The 9368-nt window shown below is 63.8% G+C and carries 8 protein-coding genes; 4 read left to right on the top strand and 4 right to left on the bottom strand.

The genetic code is table 11. The annotated features are described in order from the left end of the window. Nucleotides 1-152 precede the first annotated feature (152 nt). Together AC0L28_RS22185 and mscL are read right to left on the bottom strand one after the other, a co-directional pair. Nucleotides 153-1319, bottom strand: coding sequence for a pyridoxal phosphate-dependent aminotransferase (locus AC0L28_RS22185; protein ID WP_473480164.1), 1167 nt, complete (start codon nt 1317-1319; stop codon nt 153-155). Nucleotides 1320-1431: 112 nt separating this feature from the next. Beyond that, nucleotides 1432-1854, bottom strand: coding sequence for a large conductance mechanosensitive channel protein MscL (mscL, locus tag AC0L28_RS22180; protein ID WP_023803298.1), 423 nt, complete (start codon nt 1852-1854; stop codon nt 1432-1434). Nucleotides 1855-2101: 247 nt separating this feature from the next. On the opposite strand from mscL, the gene AC0L28_RS22175 reads away from it, so the two are divergent. Then, nucleotides 2102-5590 carry a hybrid sensor histidine kinase/response regulator gene (locus AC0L28_RS22175; RefSeq protein ID WP_023803300.1) on the top strand — a complete coding sequence of 1163 codons (3489 nt, stop codon included), beginning with the start codon at nt 2102-2104 and terminating at the stop codon, nt 5588-5590. Between the two features lie 10 nt (nt 5591-5600). On the opposite strand, the gene AC0L28_RS22170 is transcribed toward AC0L28_RS22175, so the two are convergent. Then, a complete protein-coding gene (locus AC0L28_RS22170; protein WP_023803301.1) occupies nt 5601-6260 on the bottom strand; it encodes a response regulator transcription factor in 660 nt (219 codons plus the stop codon). Nucleotides 6261-6385: 125 nt separating this feature from the next. Beyond that, a complete protein-coding gene (locus AC0L28_RS22165) occupies nt 6386-6823 on the bottom strand; it encodes a hypothetical protein (protein ID WP_023803302.1) in 438 nt (145 codons plus the stop codon). Between the two features lie 172 nt (nt 6824-6995). On the opposite strand from AC0L28_RS22165, the gene AC0L28_RS22160 reads away from it, so the two are divergent. Genes AC0L28_RS22160 through AC0L28_RS22150 form a run of 3 tightly spaced genes read left to right on the top strand, consistent with a single transcriptional unit; the run spans nt 6996 to nt 9354 of the window. After that, nucleotides 6996-7346, top strand: a complete 351-nt coding sequence (locus AC0L28_RS22160; RefSeq protein ID WP_128178048.1) for a DUF952 domain-containing protein — start codon at nt 6996-6998, stop codon at nt 7344-7346. Further along, nucleotides 7343-8419 (top strand): quinone-dependent dihydroorotate dehydrogenase, encoded by a 1077-nt coding sequence (locus tag AC0L28_RS22155; protein ID WP_473480161.1) that lies wholly within the window; start codon nt 7343-7345, stop codon nt 8417-8419. The genes AC0L28_RS22160 and AC0L28_RS22155 overlap by 4 nt, the downstream gene beginning before the upstream one ends. Nucleotides 8420-8451: 32 nt before the next feature. Then, complete coding sequence (locus tag AC0L28_RS22150) at nt 8452-9354, top strand: histone deacetylase family protein (RefSeq protein WP_473480159.1); 903 nt, start codon at nt 8452-8454, stop codon at nt 9352-9354. Nucleotides 9355-9368 lie beyond the last annotated feature (14 nt).

Raw genomic sequence — 9368 nt, 5'->3', positions numbered from 1 at the left:
GTTCATCTGCAAAATCTGGGCAAAAGAGCCTGAACGGTTCCGATTCGATCCCACCCATCAAATGCCGGGACTAAACACCTAGGATCCATGCCGTTACGTTGGCCAAGGAGTGCAACGGTTCGCAGCTGTCCGGCTTGGCGCGGACCTCAACCTCACACACTTTTCATCCACTTCGCCAGCCGGTGCGCGGCCTCCTCGAGCTGGTCGAGGCGGCGGTGGAAGCATAGCCTGAGGAAGGCTTCGCCGCCGGGACCGAATGCGGTTCCGGGCGCCAGGCCGACATTGGCGCGGTCGACGATGTCGAAGGCGGCGGCGCGTGAATCGGTGATGCCGTCGACTGCGAAGAACAGATAGAACGCGCCCTGCGGCACGGTAAAGCGTGCCCTGCCGGTCGCAGCCAGGATGCCGCAGACCAGGTCACGCGCCGCCCTCGCCCGCTCCACCTGCTCGACGATGAAGGCGTCGCCTTCGTCGAGCGCGACGACGGCGCCGCGCTGCATGAACTGGGCAACGCCGGAGGTCGAATACTGGACCAGGTTCTCGAACACCTGCTGCAGGCAGGGATGGACCTTGATCCAGCCGACCCGCCAGCCGGTCATCGACCAGTTCTTGGAAAAACTGTTGACGAACAGGATGCGATCCTCGTCGGCCATGATGTCGATGAAGGACGGCGCGCGGCTGTCGCCGTAGTGGAACAGCGAATAGATCTCGTCGGCGATGATCCACAGCCCCCGTTCGCGGGCAAGGTCGAGGATCGCCTGCAGCGTCTTCCTGTCGGCGGTCCAACCGGTCGGGTTGGACGGTGTGTTGACAAACAGCGCCTTTGCCCTTGGCGTGATCGCCGCCTCGATCTTGCCGATGTCACAGGACCAGCCATTGCCGGACTGGTCGAGCGTGACCGCGACCGGGACGGCGCCCGCCACGCCGGCGGCTGCGGCGAAGTTCGGCCAGGCCGGCGACAGATAGACGACCTCGTCGCCATTGCCGGCGACAGCGTCGAGCGCCAGCTGGATGGCATGCATGCCAGAGCCGGTGACGATGAATTCTTGCTCGGCGAAGCTCTTGCCGAAATGCCTGATGTAATAGCGGGCGAGCGCCTGCCGCAGTTCGGGGATGCCTTTCTGCCAGGTATAAAAGGTTTCGCCGCCGGCCAGCGCCCGGGCAGCGGCATCGGTGATGAAGGCGGGCGTCGGCAGGTCGCCCTCGCCGGCCCAGAGCGGGATCATGCCGTCGCGGTCGCGGCCGCGGTTCATGACGGCGACAATGCCGCTTTCGGGCGCGGCCCGGGCCTCGGCGCGCAAATTCTCGATCAGGGTCATGGATGGATCCGTTTTTCGCCTTCCGGACAGCTAGCGTGTTTTGCGACAGGCGAAAATAGAAAACCCCGGCCGAAATCGACCGGGGTTTTGGTCCAGAGATCTTGCCCCTGCGCTATTTCCTGGCGAGGAGATCGCGAATTTCGGTGAGCAGCGCGACATCGGCCGGCGGAGCGGCAGCAGGCGCAACGGGCTTCTCACGCTCCAGCCGCCTGCGCAGATCGTTCACCGCTTTGATCATCAGGAAGATGATGAAGGCGAGGATGATGAAGTTCAGCGCCACGGTGATGAAACTGCCATAGGCGAAGACTGCGCCCTGCCTCTTGGCTTCCGCCAGCGATGTGGCGTTGACCGCTGAGGACAAGGGCAGGAAATAATTGTTGAAGTCGAGTCCGCCGAAAATCGCCCCGATTATCGGCATGATGATGTCGTTGACTAGGGAATCGACGATCTTGCCGAAGGCGGCGCCGATGATGACGCCGACGGCCAGGTCCATGACATTGCCCCTGGAAATGAATTCCTGGAATTCTTTCAGCATCCGACCCTCCTTGTCCTGACGGGCCAGGCCGCCTCCTCTGCCCGCTTCGTTCGGCCCCGCTTCGTTCCCCCCACTGGCACAATAGCAAAAACCTACGGTTGCAGCATCGGCAAAAGACCGGTTCCGGCCAAAATTTCCCGAAGCCGCAGCCATCCTGCGCCGAAAGCCGCGATGGACTTGATCGCCAAGCTGTGATTGCGTCTCAGCAGGCCGGATGCAAAAACCGGCAAGGGAGGATTTTGGGGCCGTGCAGGGCTGGTTCATCGTCATCATCGCGATCGCCTATGTGACGTTGCTGTTCGTCATCGCCAGCCTCGGCGACCAACGCTCGACGACATCCGGGCCTGACCGAGCCCGGCCCTTCATCTATGCGCTCAGCCTGGCGATCTACTGCACCTCCTGGACCTTCTTCGGTTCGGTCGGCCTTTCCTCCGAGCGCGGCCTCGAATTCCTCGGCATCTATATCGGCCCGGTGCTGGTGTTCGTGTTCGGCTTTCCGCTGCTTCGGCGCATCGTCAGGCTGGCCAAGACAGAGAAGATCACTTCGATCGCCGACTTCCTCGGCGCCCGCTACGGCAAGAGTTTTGCCGTGGCAGCGATCGCCACGCTGATCGCGACGATCGGCGCGGTGCCTTACATGGCACTGCAGTTGAAGGCGATTTCCGGCTCGGTCAGCCTGATGGTCGAGCATTATACCGGCTCGCCGCCTTCGTTCGATCCATTCGTCAGCGACATCTCGCTGGTCGTCGCCATGCTGCTTGCGCTATTTGCGGTGCTGTTCGGCACGCGCCACGCCGACGCCACCGAACACCAGGACGGGCTGGTGCTGGCGGTAGCGGTCGAAACTGTGGTCAAGCTCGCCGCCTTCCTGGCGATCGGCCTGATGGTGACCTTCCTGATCTTCGGCGGCCCGGGCGATATGGTCGACAAGCTCGCCGAGAATTCGCAAGTTCAGCAAGCGATGAGCTACAGCACCTCGCTCGCAACCTGGCTGGTGCTGACGTGTTTGAGCGGTTTCGCCATCATCATGCTGCCGCGCCAGTTCTATGTCACCATCGTCGAGAACCGCAGCGAGGCCGAACTGCGCACCGCGACATGGGTGTTTCCGCTCTATCTGGTGGCGATCAACCTTTTCGTGCTGCCGATCGCGCTCGCCGGCCTGGCGCTGGTCGGCACCAGGACCAGCAGCGACCTCTATGTCCTGTCGCTGCCGCTGCTCAGCGGTCACGATGTGTTGGCTATGGCGGCGTTCATCGGCGGCCTGTCGGCGGCGACCGCGATGGTGATCGTCGAAAGCGTCGCGCTGTCGATCATGATCTCCAACGACCTCGTCATTCCACTGTTTGTGCGTCGCCTGCTCAAGACCACGACATCCGAGAACGAGGACTGGTCAGCGCTCATCCTCAACGTGCGACGGGCGGCGATCTTCATCATGCTGTTCGTCGCCTTCCTCTATTATCGCGAGAGCACCAACAGCGCGCGGCTCTCCTCGATCGGCCTGATGTCGTTCGCCGCGATCGCGCAGTTCGCGCCGGCCTTGATCGGCGGGCTGATCTGGCGCGGCGCCAACGGCAGGGGGGCGGCGCTCGGCATGGTCGCCGGCATCGTCGTCTGGAGCTATACGCTGCTGCTTCCTTCGCTCGCCGCGTCCGATACCGGCATCGTCGTCCACGGCCTGTTCGGTTTCGAAGCGTTGCGGCCGCAAGCGCTGTTCGGCACCGTCGCCGAGCCGCTGAACCACGGTGTCCTGTGGAGCCTGTCGGTCAACACGCTGTTCTTCGTGCTAGGCTCGCTGTCGCGCGCGTCGGTGCCGCTGGAGCGCATCCAGGCGTCGATTTTCGTGCCGCGCGAGGCGAGCCCGATGCCGAGCCTGCGCCGCTTCCGCACCACCGTCACCGTCAACGACCTCAAGGACACCATCGCGCGCTATCTCGGCGTCGAACGCACTGAACGGTCGTTTCAGTCGTTCGAAAAGAGCAACGGCGCTTCGCTGCACGGCAACGAGCAGGCCAGCATGGACGTCATCCGTTTCTCCGAGCAGCTTCTGGCAAGTGCCGTCGGCTCCTCTTCGGCGCGGCTCATCCTGTCGCTGCTGCTGCGCCGCAATGATCGAGAGGCGAAGGACGCCTTTCGCCTGCTCGACGACGCCACCGAAGCGCTGCAGCACAACCGCGACCTGCTGCAGATCGCGCTCGACCAGATGGAACAGGGCATCACCGTCTTCGACAGGGATTTCCGGCTGATCTGCTGGAACCGCCAATATCGGGCGCTGTTCGACCTGCCCGACGAGATGGGCCAGGTCGGCGTCTCGCTCGACCGCATCCTGCGCCACCTTGCCGAGCGCGGCGACATTCCGGCCGACCAGCGGGTGGTGATGCTCAACCGCCTCACCAGCTTCGTCAGCCCCTGGCAGATGGAGCTGAAGACCAGCGGCCGCATCCTGGAATTGCGCTCCAACCCGATGCCGGATGGCGGCATCGTTGCCACCTATGCCGACATTTCCGGGCGCGTCGAGCAGGACCTGGCGCTGAAGCGCGCCAATGAAACGCTCGAACAGCGCGTCAAGAACCGCACCGTCGAACTGACCCGCGTCAACGAGGAGCTGGCACAGGCGCAGATGCTGGCGGAGGAGGCCAATCTCGGCAAGACCCGCTTCCTCGCTGCCGCCGGCCATGACATCCTGCAACCGCTGAACGCTGCTCGTCTCTATTGCTCGTCGCTGATCGAAAAGGCCGGCAAGGGACCTGCGGGCAAGGCCGCGATCAACATCGAATCCTCGCTGGAATCGGTCGAGACCATTCTCGGCGCAGTCCTCGACATTTCCCGTCTCGACGCCGGCGCGATGAAACCGGACGACACGGCCTTCAGCCTGGACGGACTGCTGCGCCAGATCGGCAACGACTTTCAGCCGCTTGCCGCCGAGAAGAAACTCAGCCTGACGATCATGCCATCGTCGCTCAGCGTGACGACTGACCGCAATCTGTTGCGCCGCCTGATCCAGAACCTCGTATCCAATGCCATCAAATACACCCGCCATGGCCGCATCCTGGTCGGCGTGCGGCGGCGCGGCGAACTGGCCGAGATACAGGTGATCGACACCGGCATCGGCATTGCCGCCGACAAGCTGAACACGGTCTTTCACGAATTCACCCGGCTCGATGAGGGCGCCCGCGAAGCCGAAGGCCTGGGGCTCGGCCTTTCGATCGTCGACCGCATCGCTCGCGTCTTGCGCCTCGAACTCCAGATATTTTCAAGCCCGAGCAAGGGCACACGCTTTTCCGTCGTCCTGCCGGTCGCGGCAGTGCAGGAGCCGCGGCGCGAGATCGAGGCCAAGGCGCCGGTCCGCACGGCTGCTTCGCTTGCCGGGCTCCGCGTGCTCTGCATCGACAACGACGCCCGCATCCTCGACGGCATGCGGCTGCTGCTCGAAGGCTGGGGCTGCAGCGTCGACACGTTTGCCGGCTCGGGGGACCTCGAGGGGGCCGGCATGCGTCGACCCGACATCGTGCTTGCCGACTATCATCTCGACGGCGAGACCGGCCTTGACGCGATCGCCAAACTGCGCGCTATCCATGGCCATGACATGCCGGCGGTGCTGGTCACCGCCGACCGCTCGAGCGAGGTGCGCGCCAGCGCCGGCAGGCTCGACGTGCCGGTGATCAACAAGCCGCTCAAACCAGCGGTGCTGCGCTCGATGATGGCGAGGGTCAGACCGCTGGCGTCGGCAGCCGAGTAAAGCCGGAGGGTCAGCCGGCCGCCGCCAGCGGGTCGCTGCCGATCTTGGACAGCAGGATCACCGCCTGGGTGCGGCTGTCGACGCCAAGCTTCTGCAGAATGGCCGAGACATGCGCCTTGATCGTCGCTTCGGAGACACCGAGCTCGTAGGCGATCTGCTTGTTGAGCAGACCTTCCGCCAGCATGCCGAGCACGCGCGTCTGCTGCGGCGTCAGCGTCTGCAGCCGCTTGATCAGATCGGATATCTCGGGATCGCGCTCGACGCCGAGATCGATGCCGGTGGGCGCAGCGATGTCGCCGGCAAGCACCGACTGCACAGCGCTGCGGATCTCCTCCATGCTGGCCGATTTGGAGATGAAACCCGAAGCGCCGAGGTCGAGCGCGCGCCGGATGGTCACCGGGTCGTCATGTGCCGACACCACCACCAGCGGTACCGTCGGATGGATGCCGCGCAGCGAGATCAGACCGGAAAGGCCGCTAGCGCCTGGCATCGACAGGTCGAGCAGCACCAGATCGACGTCCTCATTGGCCACGACCAGCGCCTTGGCGCTTTCGAAATCGCCGGCCTCGTGAATGCCGGCGACGTCGCCGATGCCGGCAAGCGCCTCTCTCAGCGCACCGCGAAAAAGCGGATGATCGTCAGCGATGACGAAAGTATAGCCTGACGGCACATGGCCCTCCCCGAATCCCATTGATGATTGTCTGCTTCTTGCGGGATCAGTCGAACGATTATGCGGCGATATCAGCCGTTTTCAAGCGGCAAGCCGGTGCGCCGGGCTTCCCCGGTGAACGGTGCTCAGGTTTTTTGCGAATTGGGCTTGAGGCCATCCTCGCCGCTGTCCTTTTCCATGTCCTTGACGATGCCCATGAAGCCGCGCAGGAAGCGCTCCATGTAGCTCATCGTCTTGTTGAAATCCTCCTCGCTGGGCAATGTCGACTCAAAGCGGGCGGCAAGCGAGTTCTCGAGCTTGACGACGCGCTGGTCGAGCGCCTTCACCGAACTTTGCAGCCGGTCGATCTCGTCCTGGAAGGCGGCGCGTTCATCGGCCGCCATCTTGCAGACGAGCTGGCCGGAACGCTCCTCGCAGATCGACATCGCACCGGTCTGCGTGTCCATGCGGACATAGCCGGTGGCCGACTTTTCCAACCGGTAGCGGTCGGCTTCCTCGGAAAAGGCTGATGCCGCGACGAGCGAGACGAGGGCTGCAGGGATCAAGACGTGCTGCGGACGCATATTGTTTGTCCTCCATAGGCCAGTAAGCGCAATCTTATCGCATGTTTGCGCCGGAAATGGGGAAGAACCCTGGCCTTTACCTTGACGCAGGTTCCGTCGGAAAACCGTGTGACACTTTTCCGGAACCTGCTTGCCTCTTCCCCGTACGATTGGTTCGGACTATAGCGCAACCATGTCTCAGCTTATCTACAAGATAGTGCCTGAACCGCTGTGGCGCGAGGCCGAAAGAAATCGCCGCTTCACCGGCGCGCCGATCGATGTCGCCGACGGCTTCATTCATTTTTCCACCGCCGGCCAGGCCAAGGAAACCGCGGCAAAACACTTTGCCGGCCAGACCGGGCTGCTGCTGGTCGCCGTCGATGACGCCAGACTGGGTGATGCGCTGAAATACGAGGTCTCGCGCGGTGGTGCGCTGTTCCCGCATCTTTACGGCCCGCTCGACCTCAACGCCGTCGTCTGGGTGCAACCATTGCCGCTCGGCACCGATGGCCTGCACCAATTCCCGACGCTGGAGGCCGAATGAGCGTGCTCGACCGGCTCGGCCAGAGGTTCCTGTTCGCATTCGATCCGGAAGCCGCCCACGGCCTGTCGATCGCGACGCTGAAATGCGGGCTGCCGATAGGCGGGAGACCCGTGCGCGACGACAGGCTGAAAGTCAGCGTCTGCGGCATCGATTTCCCCAATCCGCTCGGCATGGCCGCCGGCTACGACAAGAACGCCGAGGTTCCCGATGCGCTGCTTGGCCTCGGCTTCGGCTTTGCCGAGGTCGGCACGATCACGCCGCTGCCGCAGGCCGGCAACCCGAAGCCGCGCATTTTCCGGCTGACATCCGACGAAGCGGTGATCAACCGGCTGGGCTTCAACAACGAGGGTCACGCGGCCGCCGAACAACGGCTTGCCGCCCGCAAGGGCCGCGCCGGCATCGTCGGCGTCAATATCGGCGCCAACAAGGACAGCACAGACCGCGTCGGTGACTATGAACGCGGCGTTGCCAGGTTTGCGCCCTACGCCAGCTATCTGACGGTCAACATCTCCTCGCCGAATACGCCGGGCCTGCGCAACATGCAGGCGCGTGAACAGCTTGGCGAGCTGCTGTCGCGCGTCATGGCCGCACGTGCGGCAGCGGCCGCGCAGCCGGCCATCTTTCTGAAGATCGCGCCGGACCTGGTCGAGGCCGAACTGGAGGATATCGCCGACGAGGTCACCGAGAAAGCAATAGACGGCGTCATCGTCTCCAACACCACCATCGCGCGGCCGCGGCTGCGCAGCGCCGATCTTGCCGGCGAGACCGGCGGGCTTTCGGGAAAACCGCTATTCGAGCGCTCGACGATCGTGCTGGCAAAGATGCGCAAACTGCTTGGCCCGGACCCCGCCATCATCGGCGTCGGCGGCGTCGATTCCGCGGAGACGGCACTTGAAAAGATCCGCGCCGGCGCCGATCTCGTCCAACTCTACACCGGCATGATCTATGCCGGGCCGGCACTGCCGGGCCGCATTCTTGCCGGTATGGCCCGGTTCGCGGACATGCAAAGGCTCAAATCACTGCACGAGTTGCGCGATACCAGCCTCGATCAATGGGCATCCAAGCCGCTCTGACCCGAAGTCGCTCTAAAAAGCACCTGCCGCTCATGCCCCTGCAGATCGTTCATCATCCCGACTACGACGCCGGTTTTGCCGTCAATCATCGCTTCCCGATGAGCAAATACAAGCTGCTGATGGAAGCCTTGGGCGCGCGCGGACTGGCCGGCCCCGCCGCGCTCAACATGCCCGAGCCGGCCCCGGCATCATGGCTGAAGCTTGCCCATGCCGCCGGCTATGTCGACCAGGTGCTGGCCTGCGAAGTGCCAGAAAAAATCGAGCGCGAGATCGGCTTTCCGGTAGGCCCGCGCGTCTCGCTCAGGGCGCAGCTCGCAACGGGTGGCACCGTGCTGGCGGCGCGCCTGGCGTTGCTGAACGGCATCGCTTGCAATACCGCCGGCGGCAGCCATCATGCGCGGCGCGCGCAAGGCGCCGGCTTCTGCACCTTCAACGATGTTGCGGTGGCTTCACTGGTGCTGCTTGCCGAAGCCGTCGCCGGCAATATCCTGATCGTCGATCTCGACGTGCATCAGGGTGACGGCACGGCCGACATTTTGGGCGCTGAACGGCGCGTTTTCACCTTTTCCATGCATGGCGATCGTAACTATCCGACGCGCAAGATCGCTTCCGACCTCGATATCGCCCTGCCCGACGGCATCGGCGATGCGGCCTATCTCGAAAGGTTGGGCGGCATCCTGCCGGAACTCACCGCCAGGGCGCGCTGGGACATCGTTTTCTACAATGCCGGGGTCGACGTTCATTCCGAGGACCGGCTCGGCAGGTTGTCGCTGTCGAACGACGGGCTGCGTGCGCGCGACGACATGGTGATCCGTCATTTCCGCGCGCTCGGCATCCCGGTCTGCGGCGTTATCGGCGGCGGCTATTCGACTGACGTGGCGGCTCTGGCCGCGCGCCATGCCATCCTGTTCGAAACGGCCTCAGGCTTCGCCTGACGCACGCTGACCTT

Source organism: Mesorhizobium sp. WSM4847 (genome assembly GCF_055811335.1).
This window is presented reverse-complemented; position numbering and strand designations above follow the sequence as displayed.